This window comes from Sphingomonas sp. KC8, from assembly GCF_002151445.1.
GTDB lineage: Bacteria > Pseudomonadota > Alphaproteobacteria > Sphingomonadales > Sphingomonadaceae > Sphingomonas_E.
Genome location: NZ_CP016306.1, coordinates 3577484 through 3603224, shown reverse-complemented (window position 1 = coordinate 3603224; position 25741 = coordinate 3577484). Strand labels below are relative to the sequence as shown.

The window sequence follows — 25741 nt, the reverse complement described above, 5'->3', positions numbered from 1 at the left end:
GGAACGAAAGGAGTCTGCCACCTTATGTTGAGTCGACCGTTAACCAGCGACTCAACCGCTTGTGGTGTGCCCGGTGGGACTCACCGTCGCATAAAAATTTTGCGGCACCGCAAAAAATGCCCCGCTTCAGACATCACCGGCCCCACGGCCGGCAGCATTCACAGGTCGAGCAGCCGTTGCGCGACCGGCGCAAAACTGCGCCGGTGGATCGGCGTCGGCCCCAGCCGCGCCAGCCCATCCATATGCTGGCGCGATCCATAGCCCTTGTTCGATGCCCAGCCATAGCCGGGATATTGCCGGTCATATTCCACCATCATCGCATCGCGCGTTTCCTTGGCGATGATCGATGCCGCCGCGATCGACAGGCACTTGGCGTCGCCACCGATCACCGCCTGGGCCGGATGATCCCAGCGCGGACAGCGATTGCCATCCACCAGCACCATCCCCGGCGCAACGGCAAGGGCCGCCACCGCGCGTTCCATCGCCAGCATCGTCGCCCACAATATGTTGATCTCGTCGATCTCCGCGACGGTGGCGATGCCGACGCCAACCTGCGCCACAGCCCGAATATCGGCGCAGATCCGCGCGCGGGCCTTTTCGCTCAGTTTCTTGGAATCGTTGATGCCATCGGGCACGCGGCCGCGATCAAGGATCACGGCGGCCGCCACCACCGGCCCCGCCAGCGGCCCCCGGCCCGCTTCATCCACCCCGATCACCGGCCCGGCATGCGCCAGTTCCAGATCGAAGGACGGCCCGGCCTTCACCACGCGCTTGCTGGTCATGCCATCCCGGTCATCACGTCGAATGGCACCCGGCCCAGCGCATGGCCCAGCGGCCCGTGCCCCGCGCCCAGCCCCGGCGCGGCAGCGAGCGCCGCGCGCAGATAATCGCGCGCACGATCGACCGCCAGTTGCAGCGCCAACCCGGTCGCCAACCCGGCCGCGATCCCGCTCGCCAGCGTGCAGCCGGTGCCATGGCTGTTGCGCGTTTCGATCCACGCATTCCAATATTCGACGACCGCGCCTTCGTGGACCAGCAGGTCTCCCACCAGCGCCCGGCCGTCGCGCACCGTCGGCGGCACATGCCCGCCCTTGGCCAATACCGCGCAGCCATGCGCCTGAAACAGCGCCATCGCCGCCGCCTCGGCCTCGGCCATGGTCGTCACGCTCCGCCCGGTCAGCGCCGCCAGTTCGGGCGCGTTCGGCGTCGTTACCGTCGCGATCTTCATCAACCGGGCGAACGCGCCGGTCGTCGCGGCATCCGCCAGCACCGCGCCGCTTGTGGCGATCATCACCGGATCGAAGATGATCGGTACGTCGCCCATCGCCTCCAGCCGGTCGGCCACCGCATTCGCCGTCTCGGCCGATCCGATCATCCCGATCTTCACCGCGTCCACGCCGATATCGCTTGCCACCGCATCGATCTGCGCCAGCACCATATCCACCGGCACGGCATGGACGCCCGTCACCCCCAGCGTATTTTGCGCGGTGATCGCGGTGATCGCGGTCATCGGGTGGCCGCCCAGCATCGTCACGGTGCGGATATCGGCCTGAATGCCAGCCCCCCCGCCCGAATCCGATCCGGCGATAATCAGGATACGCGCGATGCTCATAGCGCCGCCTTAACCGCCTCGCAGATGCTGTCGACCACGGCTTCCACCAGCGTTTCATCCTCGCCTTCGGCCATCACCCGGATCAACGGTTCGGTGCCCGATTTGCGGATGACCAGCCTTCCGGTGCCGTTCAGCCGCGCTTCGGCATCGGCAATCGCGCGCTTCACCGCATCCTGCTCCAGCGGCGCGCCGCCCTTGAAGCGGACATTCTTCAGCAATTGCGGCAACGGTTCGAACTGGCGCAGCAGTTCGGATGCCGGCCGCCCCGATTCCACCAGCTCAGCCAGCACCTGCAACGCCGCCACCAGCCCGTCGCCGGTCGTCGCATGGTCGGTCAGGATGATGTGGCCCGATTGTTCGCCACCCACGTTAAAGCCCTGCGCACGCATCGCTTCCAGCACATGGCGATCGCCAACGGCGGTGCGGTGCAGCGACAGGCCATGCCCACCCAGATAGCGTTCCAGGCCAAGGTTGGACATCACCGTCGCGACAACACCGCCGCCGCGCAACAGGCCCTTGCGCGCCCAGGATGCGCCGATCAGCGCCATCAACTGATCGCCATCCACCACATTGCCGCGATCGTCGACCACGATCAGCCGGTCGGCATCGCCATCCAGCGCGATGCCGATATCGGCGCGGGTTTCGATCACCTTGGCGATCAAGGCTGCCGGATCGGTCGATCCGCATTTGGCGTTGATGTTGATGCCGTCGGGCGCCACGCCAAGCGCAATCACCTCGGCGCCCAACTCCCACAAGGCGGCCGGCGCCACCTGATAGGCCGCACCGTTCGCGCAATCGACAACGATGCGCAGGCCATCCAGGCTCAGGGCTTCGGGAAAGCTGGATTTGGCCGCGTGGATATAGCGGCCACGCGCATCTTCCACCCGCCGCGCCCGGCCGATCGCCGCCGATGCCGCCAGTTGGGGTTCGGCCTCGATCAGCGCTTCGATCGCTTCTTCGTCGCGGTCGGACAATTTGTAGCCGTCCGGGCCGAACAGCTTGATGCCGTTATCGGCGAACGCGTTGTGGCTGGCGGAAATCATCACGCCAAGATCCGCGCGCATCGATCGGGTCAGCAGCGCCACCGCCGGCGTCGGCATCGGGCCGACCAGCGTCACATCCATCCCCACGCTGGTGAAGCCGGCAACCAGCGCGGATTCCATCATATATCCTGAAAGGCGGGTATCCTTGCCGATGACGACGCGGTGGCGATGTTCGCCGCGCACGAAATGCGCGCCCGCCGCCTGGCCGACACGCATGGCGATTTCCGGGGTCATCGGCGCCTCGTTGGTGCGCCCGCGAATCCCGTCCGTCCCGAAATATTTCCTTGCCATGCGCCGCGTCGTTCCTGCCTGTGTCTGGCGTAGCCATCATCTATGGGGGGCCAGAATAGTCGGAACCCCCGGCCGGAGCGAGCCTTGATCGAAACTCTTTCCCATTCCATCGATGCACTGGCCGCGATCGTCTTCTGGAAGATCCCCTTCTTCGGCACCCAGATCGAAGCGATCGTGCTGTGGCTGGCCCTTCCCATGCTGCTCTTCACCTTCTGGCTCGGCGTGCCGCAGATCACCGGCATCAAGCTCGGCTGGAAAGCGATGCGCGGTCATTTCGCCGATCCCGACCATCCCGGCGAAATGAGCCAGTTTGCAGCGCTCTCCACCGCGCTTTCGGGCACGCTGGGGCTTGGCAACATCGCCGGCGTCGCCATTGCCATCGCCATCGGCGGGCCGGGCGCGGCCTTCTGGCAGTTCGTGATCGGCGTGTTTGCAATGGCGCTGAAGGCCGCCGAAGTGACGCTGGGCCTCAAATATCGCGAAATCGACAAAAGCGGCGTGATGCGCGGCGGGCCGATGTATGTGCTCAAAAACGGCCTGAAGGCGCGCGGCTGGCCGAAGATCGGCCTTGTCCTCGGCGCATTCTATGCCGTGTTCGCGCTCGGCGGGGCGATCCCGCTGGTGCAGGTGAACCAGAGCTATGCGCAGGTCAGTGCTGTCGCCGGGGCGGATTTCTCGCTCGCTTACGGCATCGGCATGGCGATCGCGGTGTCGTTGGTCGTCGTCGGGGGCGCACGCTGGCTCGGCAAGGTCACGGTGCTGCTCGTTCCGGGGATGAGCATTCTCTACATGGCCGCAGCCCTTGCCGTGATCGGCTACCATTGGGCCGATCTGCCCGCCGCGTTCGCGACGATCGTGTCGGATGCCTTCACGGGGCAAGCGGTGGCGGGCGGTGCGATCGGCACTTTCGTCGTCGGCATGCGCCGCGCGGTCTATTCGTGCGAGGCCGGTGTCGGTTCGGCGGTGATGGCGCATTCGGCCGCGCGTACCAAGGAACCCGCGTCCGAAGGGCTGGTCGCCTTGCTCGAACCCCTGTTCGATACCGTCATCATGTGTTCGCTCACCGCCTTGATGATCGTCGTGTCGGGCGTGTGGGATGATGGGTTCAAGGATATCGCGATGGCGTCGGCCGCGTTTGCCGGGGTGTTTGCGTGGTTCCCCTATGTCCTCGCCGTCGCGGTCGTGCTGTTCGCTTATGCGACATTGATCGCGTGGGGCTATTATGGCGGGCAGGCGTGGGCCTATCTGTTCGGCCCGTCGCGCACTGCCACCTACACCTATCGCGTCCTCTATTGCGTGGCGCTGCCGATCGGCGCGGTGCTCGATATCAGCCGGGTCATCAACCTGGTCGACAGCGCCTTCTTCCTGATGGCCGCGCCCAATGTGATCGCGCTCTATCTGTTCGCGCCCGAGGTGCGGCGCGAAATCCGCGGCTATATCGCCCGGATGCGCAGCCCGGCGGCCGTCGCGCCGGTCAGGCTTCCGGGATAGGGCCGACTTCCAGCACCTCCAGCGCGCCGGGCTTGCCCCCGAAATCAACGCGATCGCCCTCGCCCGTGCCCGTCAGCGCGCGGGCGAGGGGCGCGGTGAAGGCCAGCCGCCCGGCCGCCGGCTCCGCCTCGTCATCGCCGACGATATCTATGGTCCGTTCAACACCCCCCTGGCGGAACCGCACCCGCGAACCGAAGCCGGCTTCGTCGTCGGTGGGCGGCGGGGTCACCTGCGCGGTCGCGCGGCGGACATGCCAGTAACGCAGGTCGCGCTTGATCGCGGCCACCGTTTCCTCATCGCCGCCGGCCGCAAGCGCCGCTTCCCGTTCCGCCACCGTCGCCTCGATCAGCGCCAGCCCGCGCGCGGTGACAAGGTTGGGGCCGACGGGGATCGGCAGTTCGGGCCGTGGTTCCTTGTGCTCCTCATCCGAATCCCGGCGAAACGCGACGCTCATTTCATCTCCATCCTTCCCCGCCCGATCGGGGCCGCCCGCTTCCTGCCCATAGCGCGCACGCCCTGCAACCGGTTCCCCAATTCATCGCAATGTCCCGAATGCGGAAGTGATGCCGGTGGGCGCGGGGCCGCCACGCTGGCACGGTGGAAAAAACGATATTGAAGGATGCGGGATGCGGCTGGACGAAGCAGTGATGACACGCGGGCGGCTGGCCGTGCTCCAGATGCTGGCGGTCAGCGGCGCGGGGCTGAACTCGCTCATCCCGATGGCCGTCAGCCCCGCACTGCCGGCGATGGCACTCCATTTCGGGGGTGGGCACGCAGGCGAACAGGCCGCCAAGCTCGTCATGGCGACCCCGGCGCTCGCCACCGCGATCGTGTCGCTGTTCGTCGGCGCGATCGCCCATCGGCTCGGTTATCGGTTCTGTCTGCTGGTCGCGCTCGCCATCTTCGTCATGGCCGGCGCGACCGGCCTACTGGCAAACGATGTCACGCCGCTGATCGCCAGCCGCGTCGCCATCGGCATCGCCGGCGCCTTCATCGGCACGATCACCATCGCGCTGACCGGCCTGTTCGAACCCCATGTCCGCGATCGCCTGATCGGTTTCGTCAGCGCGATGGGTGGCGGCACATCGATTCTGGCATTGAGCGCGGGCGGCTGGATGGTGGATGCGGGCGGCTGGCAGGCCCCGTTCGCGCTCTACCTCGCTGGCATCCCGGCCTTTTTCGCGGCGCTCTACGCCGTCCGCCTGCAACGGACGCCCCCGGCCGTCAGCACGCACGCGCCCGCCGGCGGCCTGCCATGGCGGCAGCTCGCGCCCGTTTACGGGCTGATGCTCGTGCTGTCGGTCGCCTTCTTCACCCCCGGCATTCAGGGGCCATTCCTGCTCGGCGAACGCGGTGTCACCAGCGCGACCACGCAAGGGATGCTGCTGTCGATCTTTGCGGGCACCTCGGCGATCACCGCTTTTGTCTTCGGCTTCCTGCGTCCCCATCTCGGCGAACGCTGGATCAAGGCGCTGATGCTGCTTTCGCTGGGCGCGGGGCTGGCCGGCATGGCTGCCGGCACATCGATCCCGCACATGGCCGTTTCCTTGTTCCTCGCCGGGCTGGGCGCCGGGTTCGCGACTCCGCAAATCACGTCGATGGTATTGGAACGCACGCCGGCACATCTGCACGCCCATGCGATCGGCGGCATGTATGCGGCGATCTTCCTCGGCCAGTTTCTCAACCCGATCCTGCTCGATCCGATACGCGGCGCACTCGGGCTGGCTGGCATGTTTTCCGCGCTGGGCCTGGCACTTATCGCGGCGGGATGCCTGATCGGGCTGATCGCCCCCAATCGGCGGCATCACGCGACGACTTGACCTGCCCCCCCGGCTGGGCACAGGGTTCACGCAACAAGATTACAGCCGGGAGTAACACATGAACCTGTTCGATCGACGTAAGCCGCTGGCGGATGCCTCGGCCCACCCGTCGGGACAACGGCTCACGGCTACACTGTCATGGCCGCATCTCGTCGCCATGGGCGTGGGCGCGATCGTCGGCACCGGCATCCTCACCCTGATCGGCGTCGGCGCGGATCGCGCGGGGCCGGCCGTTCTGATCTCCTTTGCGATTGCCGGCGCGATCTGCGCCTGCGCCGCGCTCGCTTATGCTGAAATGGCGACGATGCTGCCCGCTGCCGGCAGCGCTTATTCCTACAGCTATACGGTGCTCGGCGAACTGATCGCCTGGGTGGTGGGGTGGAGCCTGATCCTCGAATATTCGCTGGTCGTCTCCACCGTCGCGGTCGGCTGGTCGGGATATGCGGCCCCCCTGCTCCACGCTTCCACCGGCTTTCCCATCGCCTTGATGCAGGGGCCGGAACTGGGCGGCATCGTCAACCTGCCGGCGATCTTCATCATCGCCGTCGTCGCCGGATTGCTGATTGTCGGCACCCGCGAAAGTGCCACGCTCAACGCCATCCTCGTGATCGTGAAGATCGCCACGCTCGCCTTGTTCGTGGCGGTCGCCTTGCCCTATTTCAACGCCGCCAACCTCGAACCCTTCATGCCCTACGGCTTCGCCAAATCGATGAGCGACGGCGGCGTCGAACGCGGGGTGATGGCCGCCGCCGCGATCATCTTCTTCGCTTTCTACGGCTTCGATGCAATCTCCACCGCCGCCGAAGAAACCAAGAAACCCGAACGCGATCTGCCGATCGGCATCATCGGGTCGATGGTCGCCTGTACGCTCATCTACATGCTGGTCGCTGCCGCAGCGGTAGGGGCGCTGCCCTTCACCCACTTCGCCGACAGCCCCGAACCGCTGGCGCTGATCCTGCGCGAAATCGGCCAGGGCAAAATCGCCACGATCGTCGCCGCTGCCGCCGTCATCGCACTGCCCACGGTGCTGCTCGCCTTCCTGTTCGGGCAGTCGCGCATCTTCCTGGTCATGGCGCGCGACGGGTTCCTGCCGCCAAAGCTCGCCGAACTGTCGACGCGCGGCACGCCGGTTCGCATCACCCTGATCACCGCGGCCTTCGTTGCCGCCATCGCCGGCTTCGTACCGCTTGATGAAATCGCCGCGCTCGCCAATTCGGGCACGCTGGTCGCGTTCATCGCGGTATCCACCTGCATGCTGGTGATGCGCCGCCGCGCGCCCGATATCCACCGCCCGTTCCGCACCCCGGCGGCCGCGCTGGTCGGCGCGGGCGCGATCCTTGGCTGCCTCTATCTGTTCGCCAGCCTCCCGACGAAAACGCAAATCTGGTTCGTCGGCTGGAACGCGTTCGGGCTGGTCGTCTATTTCCTCTACGGCCGCAGCCGCAGCCTGATTGGCAAGGCCGAAACCACAAAGTAGCCGAGGCCGGCGCCGCGCCGGATTCGAAGGGTCCGCCACCCTTCATGCCGTCGCCTGTGGCGCCTATCCCGGCCGCACCCGACACGAGCCGGGCGGAAGATCAGGTCGGCGGAGAAGCCACGCGCAATGCGCCTGCCCCTCCGCCCTGACGCTTATTCGGCGACTGCCGCCTTCTTGGCAGCGGGCGCCTTCTTCGCCGCCGGCTTTTTCAGCGGGGCATCCTTCTTCGCGGTCGTCTTTTTGGGTGCCGCAGCCTTCTTGGCGGCCGGCTTTTTGGCCGGGGCCGCCTTTTTCTTGCCCTTGGCCGGTCCCTTCGCCGCCCGTTCAGCCAGCAGCGCCACCGCTTCTTCCAAGGTCAGCGCCGCCGGATCGGCGGCCTTGGGCAAGGTCGCGTTGGTGGTGCCATCGGTAACGTAGGGGCCGAAGCGCCCTTCCATCAGCTTCACTTCGGCGCCGCTTTCCGGGTGCGGGCCGAACGCCTTCAATGGTTCGCGCGAACCGCCCCGCGCGCGGCCACCGCCAGCAGCGGCCTCCGCCAGCTTGACGACGGCGGCGTTCATGCCCGTTTCGAATACGTCCATGGTAGACGTCAGCCGGGCATATTTGCCGTCATGCGCCAGATAGGGGCCATAGCGCCCGATCGATGCGGTGATCGGCTTGCCGCTTTCGGGGTGGAGCCCCACCTCGCGCGGCAGGGACAGCAATTTCAGCGCCCAATCCAGCCCGAAATCTTCGCCCGGCACGTCCTTGGGGATCGAACCGCGCTTGGCATCCTTGCCTTCGCCCAGTTGGACATAAGGCCCGAACCGGCCGGAGCGCTTGGTGATTTCCTGCCCGGTTTCGGGATCGGTGCCGAGCACGACCGGGCCGGTATCGCCACCATCCTCCGCGCCGCCCTTTTGCGCGAAACGGCGGGTGAACTTGCACTCGGGATAGTTGGAACAGGCGATGAACGCGCCGTACCGACCGCCGCGCAGCGAAAGCCGGCCGGCATTGCACGCCGGGCACAGCCGCGGATCGGTACCGTCTTCCTTGTCCGGGAACAGATATGGGCCGAGAAATTCATCAAGCGCCGCAGTCACTTCGGATGGCTTCTGCTCCATCACCTCGACGGTCTTGGGCTTGAAATCGCGCCAGAAGGCTTCCAGCACCTGCTGCCAATCGGCCCGCCCGCCCGACACATCATCGAGGCTGTCTTCCAGCCCGGCGGTGTAATCATAGCTGACATAGCGTTCGAAGAAGCGTTCGAGGAAGGACGTGACCAGCCGGCCGCTTTCCTGCGGCTGGAAGCGGTTCTTTTCCAAGGTCACATATTCGCGATCCTTGAGCGTCTGGAGCGTCGCGGCGTAGGTGGACGGGCGGCCGATGCCGAGTTCTTCCATCTTCTTGACGAGGCTGGCTTCGGAATAACGCGGCGGCGGCTGGGTGAAATGCTGTTCGGCGGTGACAGCCTTCCTGGCGGGCGCATCGCCCTCCTTCATCCGCGGCAGGCGCTTGCCGTCATCGTCGCCATCATCAGCGGAGGCATGTTTGCCGGAGCTGGAACCAACGTCATCGCGGCCTTCTTCATAGAGCGCGAGATAGCCGGGGAAGAGGACGACCTGGCCGGTTGCGCGCAGGGCATGGCTGCCGCTGCCGTCAAGCAGTTCGACCGTCGTCCGTTCCAGCCGCGCCGACGCCATCTGGCTTGCCAGCGCGCGCTTGAAGATCAGATCGTACAACCGCGCATGATCGCCCGATCCGGCCTTGTCCTTGGAAAAATCGGTCGGGCGGATCGCTTCGTGCGCTTCCTGCGCGTTCTTGGCCTTGGCCTGATACTGGCGCGGCTTATCGGGCACGTAGGATGCGTCATAACGGTTGGCGATTGCGCCGCGCGCGGCCGAAATGGCCGATCCATCCATCTGCACGCCATCGGTACGCATGTAGGTGATCGCGCCGTCTTCATAGAGATTTTGCGCGACCCGCATCGTGTGGCTGGCCGAAAAACCCAGCTTGCGCGCGGCTTCCTGCTGCAAGGTCGACGTGGTGAACGGCGGCGGCGGATTGCGGGTGAGCGGCTTGGTTTCAACCGACGCGACCGAGAAACGGCCGGCTTCGACATCCTTCTTCGCGGCCTCCGCATCAGCGCCATTGCCGATCGTCAGCCGATCGATCTTGTTGCCCCGCCAACGGACGAGACGCGCGACGAACGGCACGCCATCCTGTTCCATATCGGCGGCGACCGACCAATATTCTTGGGGCCGGAAGGCTTCGATCTCGCGTTCGCGATCCACCACCAGCCGCAGCGCGACCGACTGCACGCGCCCGGCGGATTTCGCCCCCGGCAGCTTGCGCCACAACACCGGCGACAGCGTGAAGCCGACCAGATAATCGAGCGCGCGGCGGGCGCGGTACGCATCGATCAGATCTTCATCCAGCGCGCGCGGATTGGCCATCGCATCGAGCACGGCGGCCTTGGTGATGGCATTGAACGTGACGCGCTGAACGTCCTTCGGCAACGCGCGGCGCTTTTTCAGCACCTCCTGCACATGCCACGAAATCGCTTCCCCTTCGCGATCAGGGTCAGTCGCGAGGATGAGGGTGTCGGCTTCCTTCGCCTCGTCGGTGATCGCCTTCAGCTGGCGCGTCTTGTCGGCATAGGCCTCCCACTCCATCGCGAAGCCGTTGTCGGGATCAACCGATCCGTCCTTGGCCGGAAGATCGCGGACATGGCCGTAGGAAGCGAGCACGCGGTGCCCCGGCCCGAGATACTTCTCGATGGTTTTCGCTTTGGCGGGCGATTCGACGACGACGAGCTTCATGAGATCAGGCAATTCCCCACATGTGTACGCGCGAGGGTGGAGAGCCGCCCCGCCCTTCGTCAAGCCCCGCCGGTTCATGGGCCGCGAGGCTGGCATGGATTGTGGCCGCGACATGGGTTACGTCGCCCCATGGAAATCACCACCCCCCGCCTGACATTGCGTCGCGCGCAGCCGAGCGATCTGGATGCACTGCACGCCGTGCTGTCGAACGAGCAGGCGATGCTTTATTGGTCGACCGCGCCGCACGAACGGATCGAGCAGACCACCGAATGGCTGGATTCGATGATCGCATCGCCGCCTGAATTGTCCGAAGATTTCGTCATCGTCCGCGATGGCGTGGCGATCGGCAAGGTGGGTGCGTGGCGGCTGCCGGAATTCGGCTATATCCTCCACCCCGATCATTGGGGCCAGGGGCTGGGCCGCGAGGCGATTGCCGCGTTCATTGCCCATGCGCTGGCGCGGCCCGATGTGGAGCGGCTGATCGCCGACGTGGATCCGCGCAATGCGGCGTCGCTGCGCGTGCTGATGGCGCTGGGGTTCCGCGAAACCGGGCGGGCGGAACGGACGCTGGAAACGCATATCGGCTGGTGCGACAGCGTCTATCTGGAAATCGAGCGCGCGGACCTGGGCCTCAGCCCAGACTGACCCGGCCGCCGGCATGGCGTTCGAGCCGGCCGGCGAGTTCCAGTTCCAGCAGCACCGTCTGGATGATCGCCGGGGCAAGGCCCGTCAGGCGGACGATTTCATCCACCGGCACGGCAACCGGGCCGAGCAGATCGGCCACCGCCCGCCGATCCGCATCGCCCGCATCGGCGGATACCGGCGGCGGGGCGTAGCCGCTGCCATGCGCCGCCACACCATCGGCGATCGGGCGCAGCGCTTCCATCACATCGGCGGCGGACTGGATCAGGGTTGCCCCTTCGCGGATCAAGAGGTTGCAGCCTTGCGCGCGCGGATCGAGTGGGGAACCGGGCACCGCCATCACTTCGCGTCCGAAATCGGCGGCATAGCGCGCGGTGATGAGCGAGCCGGATTTGGGCGCGGCTTCCACCACCACCGTGCCGGCGGCGATCCCGGCGATGATCCGGTTGCGATAGGGAAAATGGCGCGCGCGCGGCTCCAATCCAGGCGGCTGTTCGGCGATCAGCACGCCGCGTTCGGCGATCGCCTGCTGCAAATCGGCATTTTCGGGCGGATAGACCACATCGATCCCCCCGGCGATCACCGCCACCGTGCCGCCATCGATCGATCCGGCATGGGCTGCGGAATCGATGCCGCGCGCCAGGCCGGAAACCACCGTCGCCCCGCCATCGGCCAGTTCGCGGCCCAGTTGCCGGGCAAAACGGATCGCGGCGGCGGATGCGTTGCGCGCGCCGACCATCGCCACCATCGGCCGATCGAGCAGCGCCAGCCGCCCGCGCACGATCAGGGCCGGCGGGGCAGTTTCAATCTCGGCCAGACGGCGCGGATAGAGGCCGATGCCGCGAAACAGATAACGCCCGCCAAGGGCTGCGACGCGCGCGACTTCGCGTTCCACATCGGCACGCGATGCGATCCGCACTTCCCGCCCGCCACCGCGCCTGGCCAGATCGGGAATGGCATCGAGCGCCGCCTGCGCAGTGCGGAACCGCAACAGCAGTTGGTGATAGGTAACCGGCCCCACATTGGCCGAACGGATCAGCCGCAGCCGGGCGATGCGATCTTCATCGATCGCGCGGGGGTCGGCGCCGTCAGCCATCCGATTTCGCGCCGATGCGCGGTTCGGTGCCGGCAATCAGCCGCTGGAGGTTGGCGCGGTGCTTCCACACCACCACCAAAGCGAGGCCGAGAAAGACCAGCGCCAGGGTCGGCTGCCCCATCAGCGCGGCGACGACGGGCGGTGCAAACGCGCCGGCCATGCCGCCAACCGACGAATAACGGGTGATGGCGGCCGCGCCGAGCCAGACGACCGCAAAGCCCAGCCCCGCCGGCCACAGCAAGGCCAGCGCGATGCCGAGCAGGGTCGCGACACCCTTGCCACCGCGAAAGCCCAGCCAGACAGGATATAGATGGCCGAAAAAGGCGCCGACCGCGGCGAACGGGGCAAGGCCGGGCGCCACGGCGGCGGCGATCAGCACCGCCACCGCGCCCTTGCCACCGTCCAGCAGCAAGGTGAGCGCGGCCAGCCCCTTGCGGCCGGTGCGCAGCACGTTGGTCGCGCCGATATTGCCCGAACCGATCGTGCGCAGATCCCCGGCCCCGGCCGCCCGCGTCAGCAGCACGCCGAACGGTATCGAACCGAGCAGATACCCGCCCAGCAGCGCCACCAGCGACAATCCCCAAGATTCCACGATCATTAAGCTACCCTGTTGCCCAGGCCCGACAATAAGCGCTGGCGCGGGTTGCGCAACAACCCCCGATATTTCACCCGGCCCCATGGCTGCGCTATGGGCGGGGGATGAGTGACAACCGCCCCTTGCTGTTTTTCGATTCGGGCGTGGGCGGGTTATCCGTCCTCGCGCCGACACGCCGGCTGCTGCCCGATGCGCCGATCGTCTATGCCGCCGACAATGGCGGATTTCCCTATGGCACCAAGGCCGAAGCGGAAATCGCCGCGCGGGTTCCGGCGCTGCTTGGCCGGCTGGTCGAACGGCATCGCCCCCGGTTGATCGTGATCGCCTGCAACACCGCATCAACGATCGCATTGGGCGCGGTGCGCGCCGCGCTCGATTTGCCCGTCGTCGGCACGGTGCCCGCGATCAAGCCGGCGGCCGAACAATCGCGAACCCGCGCGATCGGCGTGCTCGGCACCGACGCCACCGTCCGCCAGCCTTATGTCGATGATCTGTCGGCGCGCTTCGCCAGCGATTGTCTGGTGCTGCGCCACGGATCGGCAAAGCTGGTCGAACTGGCCGAAGCCAAGCTGCGCGGCGAACCGACCGATCCGGCCGCTTATGCCGCCGTCATGGCCGGCCTGCTCGATCAGCCGGGCGGCGACCGGATCGATACCGTGGTGCTGGCCTGTACGCATTTTCCACTGGTCGAAACCGAACTGGCCGCCGCCAGCCCCCGTTCGCTCAATTTCATCCATGGCGGCGAAGGAATTGCCCGGCGCACGGCATTTCTGACAGCGGGACAGGACTGGCCGGCCACCCCCACGCCCGGCATCGCCGTGTTCACCGCGCCCTTCGATGTGCCAGCCGGGCTGGTTGCCGGGCTGGCGCGTTACGGCCTCGACGACATACGCTTTTTGTGAATCGCGCCGGCGTGTTGAAACCTCACCGGCATGCCTCATATTTGGGGGGACAATTTGTCCACCCAATTGCGAACCGTTCGCGCTGGAAAAAGTGAACGCGCTTCCGTAAAAGCGCGGCACATTTCAGGGGCGGCATACCCCGGGGGAGTAGGTTCCTTGGACTATCAGCGCGTTTTCGCAGAGGCAATCGACCGGCTGCACGCCGAAGGCCGCTATCGCGTATTCATCGATATCCTGCGCAACAAGGGCGCGTTTCCCAATGCCCGTTGCTTTGCCGGCCATAACGGGCCGAAGCCGATCACCGTATGGTGCTCGAACGATTATCTCGCCATGGGCCAGCATCCGGCGGTGATTACCGCGATGGAAGACGCCCTGCACGATGTGGGCGCGGGATCCGGCGGCACTCGCAATATCGGCGGCAACACGCATTATCACATCGATCTGGAAAACGAACTCGCCGACTGGCACGGCAAGGAAGGCGCGCTGCTGTTCACGTCGGGCTATGTGTCCAACGACGCAACGCTGTCCACGCTGGGCAAGGTGCTGCCGGGCTGCATCATCTTTTCGGATGAACTGAACCACGCATCGATGATCGCGGGCATTCGCAATTCGGGCTGCGAAAAGCGCGTCTTCCGCCACAACGACCTGGCCCATCTTGAAGAATTGCTGGCCGCCGAAGACCCCGAAACGCCCAAGCTGATCGCGTTCGAAAGCGTCTATTCGATGGAAGGCGATGTCGCCCCGATCCATGCGATCTGCGACCTGGCCGACAAATATAACGCGCTCACCTATCTCGACGAAGTGCATGCGGTCGGCATGTATGGCCCACGCGGCGGCGGCATTGCCGATCGCGATGGCGCAGCACATCGGTTGACGATCATCGAAGGCACGCTGGCCAAGGCGATCGGCGTGATGGGCGGCTATATCGCGGCCGACCGCACGATCATCGATGTGATCCGCTCTTACGCGCCGGGCTTCATCTTCACCACGTCGTTGTCGCCGGTGCTGGTTGCCGGTGCGCTGGCCAGCGTCCGCCACCTCAAGGAATCGGGTGAGGAACGCGATGGCCAGCAGGCCGCCGCCGCGATGCTGAAAGCCAAGTTCCGCGACGCCGGCCTGCCGGTGATGGATTCAACCACCCATATCGTGCCGCTGATGGTGGGCGATCCGGTGAAGGCCAAGCGGGTGAGCGATATCCTGCTCGCCGAATATGGCGTCTATGTGCAGCCGATCAATTACCCGACGGTGCCGCGCGGCACCGAACGGCTACGCTTCACCCCCGGCCCGCAGCACACCGAAGCGATGATGCAGGAACTGACGAACGCGCTGCTCGAAATCTGGGACCGGATCGAACTGCGCCTGGCGGCCTGACCCCCGCCCCCGCCCGCCATGCGGCGAAAGCGGAGCCGGGCGCCGGGCGGCAAACCGCGCGCGCCGATCAATCGCGGCAGAAACCCTCGCCCTTTTCGATCATCAGGCAGTCCGTCTTGCCCGCCAGATATTTGAGGCCGGTTTCATCACCGCTCGCCTTGCGGATCACCGCAGCCTTGCCGTCGCGCGTGAATTGGATGGTGTCGCCAGCCGCCGTGCCGACGAAATTGGCCGGTCCATCCAGCAACGTCACCTTCAGCGCATATTGCCCGGCATCCGGCCCCGGCGCGATTTCAAGTGCCAGCCCTTCGACGCCAACCCATTTGCCGATCCATGCATCGGTGGGCAGGGCGGCAGCCCCCGCGCCATTTTCCGCAGGCGTGTCGACCGGCGCGATATCCGGTTCTGCGGGCAGGATGGTGTTGGCGGCGGCGGTCTCCGTTTCGGTGGCCGGCGGCTTGGCAGGCCCGCATCCGACAAGCAGCGCGCACGCCGCAACGATGGCAATTCGCTTCACTGGCAACTCCTTTCAAGTCCATCAACGCCCGGATCGCCGCTTTGCAACATGGCAGGTAGCGTTTCGCAGCCCAAGCCCCTAGATAGCCGCCATTCGACTCATCCCGGAAGATTTGACATGGCCGAAACCATCGCCATCGCATCCGATCACGCCGCTATCGAACTGAAGGCGATCCTTGCCGATTGGCTGCGCGAAAGCGGCCATGAGGTGATCGACCTCGGCCCCGACAGCGCCGATTCGGTGGACTATCCCGATTATGGCTACAAGCTGGCGGCGGCGATCGCCGATGGCACGGCCAAGAAGGGCATCGCCCTGTGCGGATCGGGGATCGGCATTTCGATCGCCATCAACCGCAATCCGGCGGCGCGCTGCGCCCTGGTATCCGAAGCGCTGTCCGCCCGCCTGTCGCGCCAGCATAACGATGCCAACATCATCGCCATGGGCGCGCGCCTGATCGGCGTCGATGCCGCCAAGGATTGCGTCACCGCGTTCCTGGCCACCCCATTCGAAGGCGGCCGCCACCAGCGCCGCGTCGACAAGCTTTCAACTCCCGCCACCGCGAAGGAGCCCGCATGAGCACCAACCCCGCAACCTTGTCAGCGGTCCAACCCGACGGCTTCTTCACCCGTGGCCTGGCCGATGCCGATCCGGCCGTGTTCGGCGGCGTCCGCCAGGAACTGGCCCGCGAGCAGAACCAGATCGAACTGATCGCATCGGAAAACATCGTCTCGCGCGCTGTGCTTGAAGCGCAGGGTTCGGTGTTCACCAACAAATATGCCGAAGGCTATCCCGGCAAGCGTTACTATCAGGGCTGCGCCCCGTCCGACGTGGTGGAAACGCTCGCGATCGAACGCGCCAAGCAGCTGTTCGATTGCGGCTTCGCCAACGTCCAGCCGCATTCGGGCGCGCAGGCGAACGGCGCGGTGATGCTCGCGCTCACCAAGCCGGGCGACACGATCATGGGCCTGTCGCTCGATGCCGGCGGCCACCTGACGCACGGCGCCAAGGCCGCGATGTCGGGCAAATGGTACAACGCCGTGCAATATGGCGTGCGCCGCGAAGATCATCTGATCGATTTCGATCAGGTGGAAGCGCTGGCCAAGGAACATAAGCCCAAGCTGATCATCACTGGCGGTTCGGCCTATCCGCGCCACATCGATTTCGCTCGCTTCCGCGCCATCGCGGATGAAGTGGGCGCGCTGTTCATGGTCGACATGGCGCACTTTGCCGGCCTCGTCGCCGGTGGCGCGCACCCCACCCCGTTCGGCCACGCCCATGTCGTGACGACGACCACGCACAAAACCCTGCGCGGTCCGCGCGGCGGCATGATCATGACCAACGACGAAGCGATCGCCAAGAAGATCAATTCGGCGGTGTTCCCCGGCCTGCAGGGCGGCCCGCTGATGCACGTCATCGCCGCGAAAGCGGTCGCGTTCGGCGAAGCATTGCAGCCGGAATTCAAGACCTACGCCCGTGCGATCGTCGAAAACGCCAAGGTGCTCGCCGCCCGCCTCAAGGAGCGCGGCGCGGAGATCGTTTCGGGCGGCACCGATACACACCTCGCGCTGGTCGATCTCACCCCGCTGGGCATCACCGGCCGCGATGCCGATGAGGCGCTGGAACGCTCGTCCATCACCTGCAACAAGAACGGCATCCCGTTCGATCCGTTGCCCCCGGTAAAGACCAGCGGCATCCGGGTCGGATCGCCCGCCGGCACGACGCGCGGCTTCGGCCCCGCCGAATTCCGCGAAATCGCCGACATGATCGCCGACGTGCTGGAAGGCCTGCGCACCAAGGGTGAACATGGTGATCCCGCCGTGGAAGCGGCCGTCAAGACGCGGGTCGAGGCGCTCTGCGCGCGCTTCCCGATCTACCCCAACCAGTAAGACGGAGAAACTGGGTTGCGCTGTCCTTTCTGCGGCCACGACGATAGCCAGGTGAAGGACAGCCGTCCCAGCGAGGACGGCGCCGCCATTCGCCGCCGCCGCCAGTGCGAAGGCTGCGGCGCGCGCTTCACCACGTTCGAACGCATTCAATTGCGCGAAATGACGATCGTGAAGAGCGAAGGCCGGCGCGAGCCGTTCGATCGCGAAAAACTCGCCCGTTCGGTGGCGATTGCCTGCCGCAAGCGCCCGATCGATCCGGTCCGGATCGATCGGCTGCTGTCCGCCATCCAGCGTCAGATCGAAACCAGCGGCGAAAGCGAGATCGCGGCCGCCCAGGTCGGCGCAATGGTGATGGACGGGCTGAAGGCGCTCGACAGTGTCGCCTACATCCGCTTTGCCAGTGTTTACAAAGATTTCACCGAAGCCAAGGATTTCGAAGACTTCGCCGGATCGGTCGTCGAAGTGAGTGATATCAAGTGAGCGCCGCCCCACCCCCGGTGATCATCCTCGTCCGTCCGCAGCTTGGCGAAAATATCGGCAAGGCAGCACGGGCGATGCTCAATTTCGGGCTGACCGAGATGCGGCTGGTATCGCCGCGCGATGGCTGGCCCAATCCATCCGCAGGGCCGGCGGCATCGGGCGCGGATATCGTGCTGGCCAACGCCCGCGTATATGAAAGCGTGGCTGAGGCGACGGCCGATTGCACCCATGTCTACGCGACCACAGTGCGCAAGCGCGGGGTGACCAAGCCGGTGGTGACGCCCGAGGAAGCCGCGCGCCAGATTCGCAGCGATGTCGGCCGATCGGCGCTCTTGTTCGGTCCGGAACGGTCCGGCCTGGAAACCGACGATGTCGCGGTGGCGCGGACGATCCTGACCGTGCCGATCAATCCCGAATTTGGCAGCCTCAACCTGGCGCAGGCCGTGATTCTGGTCGCCTATGAATGGTCCAAGGGCGAAGCGCTCGCATCCCCGCCATCCACCGAAATCGAGCCACCCGCGCCACAGGGCGAACTGGATGGCATGATCACGCAACTGGAAGGCATGCTGGACGAGGCCGGCTTCTTCTACCCGCCCGATCGCACGCCGGTGACGAAGCGGACCTTGCGGACAATGCTGACCAAGCCCGCATGGAGCGCGCAGGAAGTGCGCACGATGCGCGGCGTGCTCAGCACATTGGCCAAGCCCCGGCCGCGCTGATACGCCTCAGCGCGCGTCGAACCGATCCAGTTCGTAAGCGATCGAGCCTTCGACCAGTTGTTCATAAAGGGCACGCACCAGTTCCACCGGAAAGCCCACCCGTTCGGCGACGGCGGCGGCATTCTCGATCACCTGCGCCTTGCGCGGTTCGTCACGGACGGCGCCGCGCGTCGGCTTGATGCGGGCGGCGGCATCCATGTAGCGCATCCGTTCACCCAACAGGGTGACGATGCGTTCGTCCAGCGCGTCGATCGCGGCGCGGACTTCGGCCATGGTGGTGCAGGCAGCGGCGGAAAGTGTTTCTGACATGGCGCCTCCCTAATGGCTCCGGCTCCCGCCGCCAACCTTGACTCTGCGCGCCTGCCCCGTCATAGGCGCCGCTTCGCAATTGGCCCCGCACCCCCGGTGAAGCGGTGGCCCTGACGGATTTCGATCCGGCAGCGCGGCCCCGGGGAAAACGAAAACGCAGTTGAAGGACGTAATATGTCGAAGCGCCATAGCGCCAAGTACAAGATCGATCGCCGCATGGGCGAAAACATCTGGGGCCGCCCGAAAAGCCCGGTGAACCGTCGTGAATATGGCCCCGGCCAGCACGGCCAGCGCCGCAAGAGCAAGGTTTCCGATTATGGTCTCCAGCTCAAGGCGAAGCAGAAGCTGAAGGGCTATTACGGCGAAGTCACCGAAAAGCAGTTCAAGCGCGCCTACACCGAAGCCTCGAAGATGAAGGGCGATACGTCCCAGAATCTGATCGGCCTGCTGGAACGCCGCCTCGATGCCGTCGTCTACCGCGCCAAGTTCGCGCCGACGGTGTTCTCGGCCCGCCAGCTCGTCAGCCACGGCCACATCCGCGTCAACGGCGTGAAGTGCAACATCGCATCGCGTCAGGTGAAGCCGGGCGACGAAATCACGCTGGGTACCAAGGCGCAGGAAATGGCGCTGGTTCTGGAAGCACAGAGCCTGTCCGAACGCGACATTCCGGAATATGTGGCCCCCGACGGCGCCGCCAAGGTGACCTTCGTGCGCGTGCCCACGCTCGACGAAGTGCCTTACCCGGTGAAGATGGAACCGAATCTGGTCGTCGAATTCTATTCGCGCTGATCCGGCTTCATTGCTGAAACGAAAAAGGGCGGTCCCACACGGGGCCGCCCTTTTTCGTTGTGGGAAGGGCCGGCGATTTCAGGAACCGCCCGCCCTCGCATTACATCCCCATCGATTTCTTCAAAAACGCATCGCTCTTGCCGAGCAAGTCGGCACGAACGGCCGAATCCTCCAGATAGTGATCGAGGCCGGGGTAGAGAATCACTTGCGGCCCCTTCCCCGCATCGGTCAACTTGCTGGCCATCAGCTTCGATGCCCGGACATCAACATTGCGATCGAGTTCGCCGTGGAACAGCATGACCGGCGCGTGGATCGCAGCCGCATGCTGGGCGGGTGATCCTTCGCGAATGTGCGGACCACTACCGACGAAACGCTGTACTTCGACGAAGGCGGAAGTGTTGCGATACTGCTCCTTCAGGTCATTCAGATCGGTGACCGGCGCAATCGCCACGATGGCCTTGTAAAGATCGGGCGCGACGACGCCCGACTGGAGCGCAGCATAGCCACCATAGGACCAGCCCAATATCGCCAGTTTTTTCGGATCGGCAATCCCTTCCGAAATCAGCCAACGGCCGCTGTCCACCACGTCGCCGATCGCTATCCGCCATGATTGAAAGCCGTTATTCTTGAACCAGGCGTCTCCATAGCCGGTCGATCCGCGAAAATTCGGCTGCAACACCGCATAGCCACGATGGGCATAATATTGGGCAAGCCAATCGAAACCCCATTCGTCGCGCGATCCTGGCCCGCCATGCGGCATGACGATCGTCGGCAGGCCTTTACCCGAAGAACCCACCGGCAGCGTAAGATAGCCGGGTATCATCGTTCCATCCGAGGCGCGGACATTGATCGATCGCACCGGCGCAAGCTTATATCCGACCAGTTCCGGCCGGCTATACATGAGCGGACGCAATTGTTTCGTACCGCGATCGAATATGAAATAGCTGCCTGGATCGACATCACTGCCGGCCCATACCAACAGTTTCTGGCCGTCTGCGCTTTCGCTTTCGAAATTGATGAGTGGTTGATCCGGCAATGCCTTAGCAAGCCCCTCACCCAATCTCCTCAATGGCTCATCGAAATATATGGCATTCCTGCGGTCAGTCGCAAATGACAGACCAACAATCCTTCCCTTCCGCCCCAGACGGATCAATCCGTCCACATCGACATCAGGCCGGCTAAATACCAATTCATCTCGCAACGTCCCATCCAGAAACCGCTTGAACAGCGCCTGACGTCCGTCCTTCTTCATGAATCCGTAAGCAACATTTTCTACAGGATCAACCGCGTATGGATTTAAACCCTCCTGTTTGATTGCATCATATTCACCAAATCCTCTCCAATCTTCGCTATCAACTTGACGATAAGCGTAGCGGGTGACACCGGTAGTATAGCCGTCACCTTTATATTCTGCGACACCCTTCAGCCGGATATTGCCGCTGCCGTCGCTGATAAATTCAATCGCATCACGAATTGGAGGGACAACGCGTTTAGATTCCAGTGTCAGCGTGTCGACGCGATCAACACCATAGCCCTCCTGCCGGTTCCCGATCCGCTTGCCGACCATCGCGTCTGGCACGTAGGCCCTTCCAAACAGTATCGCGCCATCCTGGCCCGGCAACCAGTCGATAACGGCACCACCAAACCGATTGAAATAAAGCGCATCCATACTTTGACGGCGGCTGACGAGCTTGAGTTCGCTGCCGTCGATATTGACGGCCACGATCCGCGAAACACCGATGGCCTCTCCCACGCCGGGATGGACCGCAAAGACATTGCAGACAAGGCGTCTGTCAGACACCCAGTCACAATCCGTCAATCGCTCCGGATCTCCACCTGCGGCCAAAGCCTGCACGGCCGGCGTGCTGCCGTCGATCGGGACCGTGAACAATATGTTTCCCTGCCCTTTGCCAGGGGCCAGGAAGGCGACTCGTGCGCCGTTCGGGGAAAGCGAAGCGCCGACCACGCTCTCGCGCGCACCAAAGGCTGCCTCCGGTGACATCGTTTGCGCAAATGCCGATGCGCATGCAAACAGACTGCTGCCAACAAGCAACGAATATCGCAACATTATTTCCCCCGAATTGCCCCGCGCGACATTAACCGGAACAAGAGCAAGAGCAAGGATATCGATGCCTTGCGAGCAGCAGACCGCGCTGTCATGACGGCTTCATTGCCATTGCTTGGAATTAATTGCCCCATGCGCCTTGCTTTTGCCGCTTCGTTCCTTGCGCTCGCCACGGCCAGTGCCGCATCCGCCCAGCCTGTGGCCCCCGTCATCTCCGTCGATACGCTGAAGGACATCACCAGAACCCTGTCCGACGACAGCTTTCAGGGGCGGGCGCCGGCCACCCCGGCCGAGGACAAAACGGTTGCCTATATCGCCGATCGCTTCGCCAAGGCGGGGCTTGAACCCGGCAACAAGGGCAGCTGGTATCAGGATGTGCCCCTGGTCGAACTGACGCCCAAGCCCGGCTTTGCGATTACCATCAGCGGCGGCAAGCAGCCGATCCGGCTGGATTACAAGACCGACCAGATCAGCTGGTCTTATCAGGTGCAGCCCAAGATCGCGGTGAAGGCCAGCGACATCCTGTTCGTGGGCTATGGCATCAACGCGCCCGAACGCGGCTGGAACGACTATGCCGGGCTGGACGTGAAGGGCAAAACGGTCCTGATCCTCGTCAACGATCCCGATTGGCAGACACCCACGCTCGATGGTCCGTTCGGTGGCCGGGCGATGACCTATTATGGCCGCTGGGACTATAAATATGCCGAAGCCGCCCGTCAGGGCGCGGCCGCCGCGATCATCATCCACGATACCGAACCGGCCGCCTATGGCTTCAACGTCGTCGTATCGTCCAACGTCGGCCCGCAACTCGGCTTTGACGAACCGGGCAATCATATGGACCAGTCGAAAGCGGTCGGCTGGATCACCAACGACGCCGCACGACGCATCTTTGCATCGGCGGGCCAGGATTATGACGCGCTGGTGGCCGCCGCCGGCGCCAAGGGCTTTCGCGGCGTGCCGTTCGCAGGGCTGAAGGCGGCGATGAGTTTCGACCAGGCAATCCGCCGGCAGAAATCGAAAAATGTCGTCGGCATCATCCCCGGCAAGACGCGGCCCGGTGAATATGTGCTCTATTCGGCGCACTGGGACCATCTGGGCATTTGCGAGCCGGTGGACGGCGACAATATCTGTAACGGCGCGGTGGACAACGCATCGGGCATCGCAGCCCTTGCGGCTCTGGCAGAAACCTATCGCGCCGCCGGCCAGCCCGAACGATCGGTGCTGTTCCTGGCGGTGACGGCGGAAGAAGCCGGGCTGCTGGGGTCGGAATATTATGCCGCCAATCCGATCTATCCGCTGGCGCAGACGGTGGGCGGCGTGAACATCGATTCACTCAACATGATCGGGCTGGCCAAGGATGTGGTTGTGGTCGGCCCCGGCAAATCGGAACTGGAAGATTATCTGAAGCGCGCCGTCACCGCCGAAGGCCGCGTGCTGGTGCCCGAACCGACCCCGGAAAAGGGGTTCTATTACCGTTCGGATCATTTCAGCTTCGCCCGGCTCGGCGTGCCGATGATCTATTTCGAAAGCGGCGACGATCTGGTCGATGGCGGCCTGGCCCGCGGCACGGCGCTGGCCGAGGATTATATCGCCAACCGCTATCACGGTCCCAAGGACGAATATGATCCCAATTGGGATTGGGCGGGCGCGGTCTCCGATCTGAAGCTTTTCTATGCCATCGGACGGGAAATGGCGGATTCCAATGTCTGGCCGAACTGGTATCCCGACGCCGAATTCCGGGCTATCCGCGACAAATCCCGCGCAGGAAAGTGAAGAGATGACCACCTACCGCCAACCACCCGAATGGGCCGCCCATGATCGCGTCTGGATCGGTTTTCCCAGCCATGCCGAACTGTGGCAGGAAGATCTTGAACCCGCGCGCGAAGAGGTTGTCGCCTTTGCCCGCGCGGTGGACGCCGATGGGGCTGGCGAGCGCGTCGTGCTGGTCGCCGCCGACAAGGCTTCGGCCAAGGCCGCGCTGGCCATGGCCGGTGCCAGTGTCGATGTCGTAACCGCCCCGTTCGGCGATATCTGGCTGCGCGATACCGGGCCGATCATCGTCCATGGCGGCGGCGTGCCGACGGCGCTGGATTTCGGCTTCAACGGCTGGGGCGGCAAATATGATCTGCCGCACGACGATACGATCGGCCGGGCGCTGGCGGAGGCCGCGCGCTTTCCGGTCAAGACCTGCGACTGGATTTTCGAAGGCGGCGCGATCGACGTCGATGGCACCGGGCTTGTCGTCACCACCGAGCAGTGTCTGCTCAACCCCAATCGCAACCCGTATCTGTCGCGCGGCGACGTGGAAGCACGGCTGAAGGCCGATCTGGGCCTCGATCGGGTGCTGTGGCTGGGCAACGGCCTGCTCAACGATCATACCGACGGCCATGTCGACAACCTCGCCCGCTTCGTCGGCGAAGGCCGGATCGCGATCCCCGAACCGACGACCGACGATCCCAACGAGGCGATCTACCGCGACGCCGCCGCCCGCGCCCGCGCGTTCGGGCTTGAAGTGGTCGGCGTCCCCTCCCCCGGCAAGGTGGAACGCGATGGCGAGATCGTACCGGCGTCCTACATGAACTTCTACATCGGCAATGCGGCCGTCGTGGTGCCGCTTTATGGGGCAGCGAATGACGATGCGGCGGTGGCCGCAATCGGCGCGCTGTTCCCCGGCCGCCGCACGATCGGCTTCCGCGCCGATCATATCCTGACGGGCGGCGGCAGCTTCCACTGCATCAGCCAGCAGATACCGACCGCCTGACGAAAGCGCCCTCCCTGCGCCGTGCGGGGAGGGCCGCTTTTCGTTTAACGCTCGGCGATCTGGCGGGGCCTGCCGATCAACATCAGATGCGTTGCATGGTCGATGAAGTGCGGATCGCTGCCATATTGGCGCTCCAGTCGTTCAAGATCGCTGTAAAAATCCCGATCATCGACCATGGATTGCGGATTCCAGCGCGGATCAGGCGCGAACCGGCCGTGGAACAGATCCAGCCCCACGCGCTGCGTATCAAGATAGGGTGCGAACAGCTGTTCCATTTCGTCGGCGGTGAAGAGGTGCGACGAGAATTCGAAATGTCGTCCATCACGCAGATCGACGGCCAAGCGATCGGCCTGATTATCCTGACAGAAGCGCTCGGCGCGATCGACCGCATCGACATAGATGGTCGGCGTGCTGCCCACCGCCCGCGTCGTCACGATCAACTGGCCACGCGTGACGCGCGCAAGTTCGGCGGCGACGGCGGTATGAGTGTCGACCGGCAGGTGGTTGAGCACGCCATATAGGCACAGGCACAGATCGACCGAGCCGCTCGCTTCTGGCATCGGCTGGGTGATATCCCCCACTTCGAATTCGCAAGACGCCCCCGGTAGCGCCACTGCCCGGCCGACGATCTTACGGGCGATAACGACCTGTTCGGGTGAGATATCGAAGCCGCGTGCTTCGATGCTGGTGAAGCCGAGCAGATCGGCACGCAGCAGAATACGACGCATCCAGGTGCCCGGCCCGCAACCCGCATCAAGGATGCGCAGGCTTTTCTGCCCGCTTTCCGCCAGCGCGACCAGGGTGCGATCGATCACCGTCCAGATGCGGCGATCACCGTAAGCGTAGCGGCCATCGAAGTCGTAGATGCGATGCGGATCACCATCGGCATAGGCCAGATAATCCGCGCCCACGATATCATAAGCGCGGGCGGCCTCATCCACGCACAGGCGGGTAGGTTCAGGCGACGGATCGATGCGATTCAGGGCTAAAGCGGACATGGGTCACTCCGTAGAATGCGGGCGTCCGATCGGACGCCCGGCCCTCGCCGGCGAGGAGCGACTGCCCAGATAGGAT

24 protein-coding genes are annotated in these 25741 nt (G+C 64.7%); 13 read left to right on the top strand and 11 right to left on the bottom strand.

The window, feature by feature from the left end; all coding sequences use genetic code 11:
* Positions 1-158: 158 nt before the first annotated feature.
* The 3 genes from KC8_RS17070 to glmM are packed head-to-tail and all read right to left on the bottom strand — an operon-like array spanning position 159 to position 2946.
* Entirely contained in the window at positions 159-782 is a 624-nt protein-coding gene (locus KC8_RS17070; RefSeq protein ID WP_010125854.1) for a ribonuclease HII, read from the bottom strand.
* The gene (thiD, locus tag KC8_RS17065) at positions 779-1612 is read right to left on the bottom strand and encodes a bifunctional hydroxymethylpyrimidine kinase/phosphomethylpyrimidine kinase (protein WP_010125852.1); all 834 of its coding nucleotides are present in this window, start codon (positions 1610-1612) and stop codon (positions 779-781) included. Before thiD ends, KC8_RS17070 begins: the two co-directional genes overlap by 4 nt.
* Positions 1609-2946: a phosphoglucosamine mutase gene (gene glmM, locus KC8_RS17060; RefSeq protein ID WP_010125850.1), complete on the bottom strand. Its 1338-nt coding sequence runs from the start codon at positions 2944-2946 to the stop codon at positions 1609-1611. Before glmM ends, thiD begins: the two co-directional genes overlap by 4 nt.
* 84 nt (positions 2947-3030) lie before the next feature.
* Here glmM and KC8_RS17055 point away from each other — a divergent pair, with 84 nt between their 5' ends.
* Positions 3031-4437, top strand: coding sequence for an alanine/glycine:cation symporter family protein (locus tag KC8_RS17055; protein ID WP_010125848.1), 1407 nt, complete (start codon positions 3031-3033; stop codon positions 4435-4437).
* On the opposite strand, the gene KC8_RS17050 is transcribed toward KC8_RS17055, so the two are convergent.
* On the bottom strand, positions 4421-4891 hold the full coding sequence (locus tag KC8_RS17050; RefSeq protein ID WP_010125847.1) for a GreA/GreB family elongation factor: 471 nt from the start codon (positions 4889-4891) through the stop codon (positions 4421-4423). The genes KC8_RS17055 and KC8_RS17050 overlap by 17 nt on opposite strands.
* 172 nt (positions 4892-5063) lie before the next feature.
* On the opposite strand from KC8_RS17050, the gene KC8_RS17045 reads away from it, so the two are divergent.
* Together KC8_RS17045 and KC8_RS17040 are read left to right on the top strand one after the other, a co-directional pair.
* Positions 5064-6257 (top strand): MFS transporter, encoded by a 1194-nt coding sequence (locus KC8_RS17045; protein ID WP_158217676.1) that lies wholly within the window; start codon positions 5064-5066, stop codon positions 6255-6257.
* A gap of 58 nt (positions 6258-6315) precedes the next feature.
* On the top strand, positions 6316-7734 hold the full coding sequence (locus KC8_RS17040; RefSeq protein WP_010125845.1) for an amino acid permease: 1419 nt from the start codon (positions 6316-6318) through the stop codon (positions 7732-7734).
* Positions 7735-7886: 152 nt separating this feature from the next.
* Here the strand turns inward: KC8_RS17040 and topA are convergent, their stop codons facing one another.
* Positions 7887-10535, bottom strand: a complete 2649-nt coding sequence (topA, locus tag KC8_RS17035) for a type I DNA topoisomerase (RefSeq protein WP_010125844.1) — start codon at positions 10533-10535, stop codon at positions 7887-7889.
* A 129-nt stretch (positions 10536-10664) separates the two neighbouring features.
* Between topA and KC8_RS17030 the strand changes: the two genes are divergently transcribed.
* The gene (locus KC8_RS17030; RefSeq protein ID WP_010125842.1) at positions 10665-11180 is read left to right on the top strand and encodes a GNAT family N-acetyltransferase; all 516 of its coding nucleotides are present in this window, start codon (positions 10665-10667) and stop codon (positions 11178-11180) included.
* Here the strand turns inward: KC8_RS17030 and dprA are convergent.
* A complete protein-coding gene (gene dprA, locus KC8_RS17025) occupies positions 11167-12273 on the bottom strand; it encodes a DNA-processing protein DprA (protein WP_010125841.1) in 1107 nt (368 codons plus the stop codon). The two genes, KC8_RS17030 and dprA, sit on opposite strands and share 14 nt — an antisense overlap.
* Positions 12266-12871, bottom strand: a complete 606-nt coding sequence (plsY, locus tag KC8_RS17020; protein WP_029624579.1) for a glycerol-3-phosphate 1-O-acyltransferase PlsY — start codon at positions 12869-12871, stop codon at positions 12266-12268. The genes dprA and plsY overlap by 8 nt, the downstream gene beginning before the upstream one ends.
* Positions 12872-12972: 101 nt before the next feature.
* On the opposite strand from plsY, the gene murI reads away from it, so the two are divergent.
* Together murI and hemA are read left to right on the top strand one after the other, a co-directional pair.
* A complete protein-coding gene (gene murI / locus KC8_RS17015; RefSeq protein ID WP_010125839.1) occupies positions 12973-13770 on the top strand; it encodes a glutamate racemase in 798 nt (265 codons plus the stop codon).
* Positions 13771-13926: 156 nt separating this feature from the next.
* On the top strand, positions 13927-15141 hold the full coding sequence (hemA, locus tag KC8_RS17010) for a 5-aminolevulinate synthase (RefSeq protein WP_010125838.1): 1215 nt from the start codon (positions 13927-13929) through the stop codon (positions 15139-15141).
* Between the two features lie 67 nt (positions 15142-15208).
* Here the strand turns inward: hemA and KC8_RS17005 are convergent, their stop codons facing one another.
* Positions 15209-15658 carry a hypothetical protein gene (locus KC8_RS17005; RefSeq protein ID WP_010125836.1) on the bottom strand — a complete coding sequence of 150 codons (450 nt, stop codon included), beginning with the start codon at positions 15656-15658 and terminating at the stop codon, positions 15209-15211.
* A gap of 117 nt (positions 15659-15775) precedes the next feature.
* Between KC8_RS17005 and rpiB the strand changes: the two genes are divergently transcribed.
* From rpiB to KC8_RS16985, 4 genes are read left to right on the top strand one after another with little or no spacing between them, the layout of a single operon-like run.
* The gene (rpiB, locus tag KC8_RS17000; RefSeq protein WP_010125835.1) at positions 15776-16234 is read left to right on the top strand and encodes a ribose 5-phosphate isomerase B; all 459 of its coding nucleotides are present in this window, start codon (positions 15776-15778) and stop codon (positions 16232-16234) included.
* Positions 16231-17544, top strand: coding sequence for a serine hydroxymethyltransferase (gene glyA, locus KC8_RS16995; protein WP_029624578.1), 1314 nt, complete (start codon positions 16231-16233; stop codon positions 17542-17544). The genes rpiB and glyA overlap by 4 nt, the downstream gene beginning before the upstream one ends.
* 15 nt (positions 17545-17559) lie before the next feature.
* Positions 17560-18024 carry a transcriptional regulator NrdR gene (gene nrdR / locus KC8_RS16990; RefSeq protein ID WP_029624577.1) on the top strand — a complete coding sequence of 155 codons (465 nt, stop codon included), beginning with the start codon at positions 17560-17562 and terminating at the stop codon, positions 18022-18024.
* Positions 18021-18743 (top strand): RNA methyltransferase, encoded by a 723-nt coding sequence (locus KC8_RS16985; RefSeq protein ID WP_010125832.1) that lies wholly within the window; start codon positions 18021-18023, stop codon positions 18741-18743. The genes nrdR and KC8_RS16985 overlap by 4 nt, the downstream gene beginning before the upstream one ends.
* 6 nt (positions 18744-18749) lie before the next feature.
* Here the strand turns inward: KC8_RS16985 and KC8_RS16980 are convergent, their stop codons facing one another.
* A complete protein-coding gene (locus KC8_RS16980; RefSeq protein WP_010125831.1) occupies positions 18750-19052 on the bottom strand; it encodes a chorismate mutase in 303 nt (100 codons plus the stop codon).
* A 174-nt stretch (positions 19053-19226) separates the two neighbouring features.
* Here KC8_RS16980 and rpsD point away from each other — a divergent pair, with 174 nt between their 5' ends.
* Positions 19227-19841 carry a 30S ribosomal protein S4 gene (gene rpsD, locus KC8_RS16975; RefSeq protein ID WP_010125830.1) on the top strand — a complete coding sequence of 205 codons (615 nt, stop codon included), beginning with the start codon at positions 19227-19229 and terminating at the stop codon, positions 19839-19841.
* A 100-nt stretch (positions 19842-19941) separates the two neighbouring features.
* On the opposite strand, the gene KC8_RS16970 is transcribed toward rpsD, so the two are convergent.
* Positions 19942-21909 (bottom strand): S9 family peptidase, encoded by a 1968-nt coding sequence (locus tag KC8_RS16970; RefSeq protein ID WP_010125829.1) that lies wholly within the window; start codon positions 21907-21909, stop codon positions 19942-19944.
* Between the two features lie 129 nt (positions 21910-22038).
* On the opposite strand from KC8_RS16970, the gene KC8_RS16965 reads away from it, so the two are divergent.
* Positions 22039-23679, top strand: a complete 1641-nt coding sequence (locus tag KC8_RS16965; RefSeq protein WP_010125827.1) for a M28 family metallopeptidase — start codon at positions 22039-22041, stop codon at positions 23677-23679.
* 4 nt (positions 23680-23683) lie between these two features.
* On the top strand, positions 23684-24667 hold the full coding sequence (locus KC8_RS16960; RefSeq protein WP_010125826.1) for an agmatine deiminase family protein: 984 nt from the start codon (positions 23684-23686) through the stop codon (positions 24665-24667).
* Positions 24668-24711: 44 nt separating this feature from the next.
* On the opposite strand, the gene KC8_RS16955 is transcribed toward KC8_RS16960, so the two are convergent.
* Complete coding sequence (locus KC8_RS16955; protein ID WP_010125825.1) at positions 24712-25665, bottom strand: class I SAM-dependent methyltransferase; 954 nt, start codon at positions 25663-25665, stop codon at positions 24712-24714.
* Positions 25666-25741 lie beyond the last annotated feature (76 nt).

Coding starts and splice junctions, on each gene's coding strand:
- KC8_RS16965 (WP_010125827.1), top strand. CDS start 22,039: ATGCGCCTTGCTTTTGCCGCTTCGTTCCTTGCGCTCGCCACGGCCAGT.
- murI (WP_010125839.1), top strand. CDS start 12,973: ATGAGTGACAACCGCCCCTTGCTGTTTTTCGATTCGGGCGTGGGCGGG.
- plsY (WP_029624579.1), bottom strand. CDS start 12,871: ATGATCGTGGAATCTTGGGGATTGTCGCTGGTGGCGCTGCTGGGCGGG.
- KC8_RS16970 (WP_010125829.1), bottom strand. CDS start 21,909: ATGTTGCGATATTCGTTGCTTGTTGGCAGCAGTCTGTTTGCATGCGCA.
- KC8_RS17030 (WP_010125842.1), top strand. CDS start 10,665: ATGGAAATCACCACCCCCCGCCTGACATTGCGTCGCGCGCAGCCGAGC.
- dprA (WP_010125841.1), bottom strand. CDS start 12,273: ATGGCTGACGGCGCCGACCCCCGCGCGATCGATGAAGATCGCATCGCC.
- topA (WP_010125844.1), bottom strand. CDS start 10,535: ATGAAGCTCGTCGTCGTCGAATCGCCCGCCAAAGCGAAAACCATCGAG.
- glyA (WP_029624578.1), top strand. CDS start 16,231: ATGAGCACCAACCCCGCAACCTTGTCAGCGGTCCAACCCGACGGCTTC.
- KC8_RS17050 (WP_010125847.1), bottom strand. CDS start 4,891: ATGAGCGTCGCGTTTCGCCGGGATTCGGATGAGGAGCACAAGGAACCA.
- KC8_RS16980 (WP_010125831.1), bottom strand. CDS start 19,052: ATGTCAGAAACACTTTCCGCCGCTGCCTGCACCACCATGGCCGAAGTC.
- rpiB (WP_010125835.1), top strand. CDS start 15,776: ATGGCCGAAACCATCGCCATCGCATCCGATCACGCCGCTATCGAACTG.
- KC8_RS17040 (WP_010125845.1), top strand. CDS start 6,316: ATGAACCTGTTCGATCGACGTAAGCCGCTGGCGGATGCCTCGGCCCAC.
- thiD (WP_010125852.1), bottom strand. CDS start 1,612: ATGAGCATCGCGCGTATCCTGATTATCGCCGGATCGGATTCGGGCGGG.
- KC8_RS16960 (WP_010125826.1), top strand. CDS start 23,684: ATGACCACCTACCGCCAACCACCCGAATGGGCCGCCCATGATCGCGTC.
- KC8_RS16955 (WP_010125825.1), bottom strand. CDS start 25,665: ATGTCCGCTTTAGCCCTGAATCGCATCGATCCGTCGCCTGAACCTACC.
- KC8_RS17045 (WP_158217676.1), top strand. CDS start 5,064: ATGCGGCTGGACGAAGCAGTGATGACACGCGGGCGGCTGGCCGTGCTC.
- rpsD (WP_010125830.1), top strand. CDS start 19,227: ATGTCGAAGCGCCATAGCGCCAAGTACAAGATCGATCGCCGCATGGGC.
- glmM (WP_010125850.1), bottom strand. CDS start 2,946: ATGGCAAGGAAATATTTCGGGACGGACGGGATTCGCGGGCGCACCAAC.
- KC8_RS17070 (WP_010125854.1), bottom strand. CDS start 782: ATGACCAGCAAGCGCGTGGTGAAGGCCGGGCCGTCCTTCGATCTGGAA.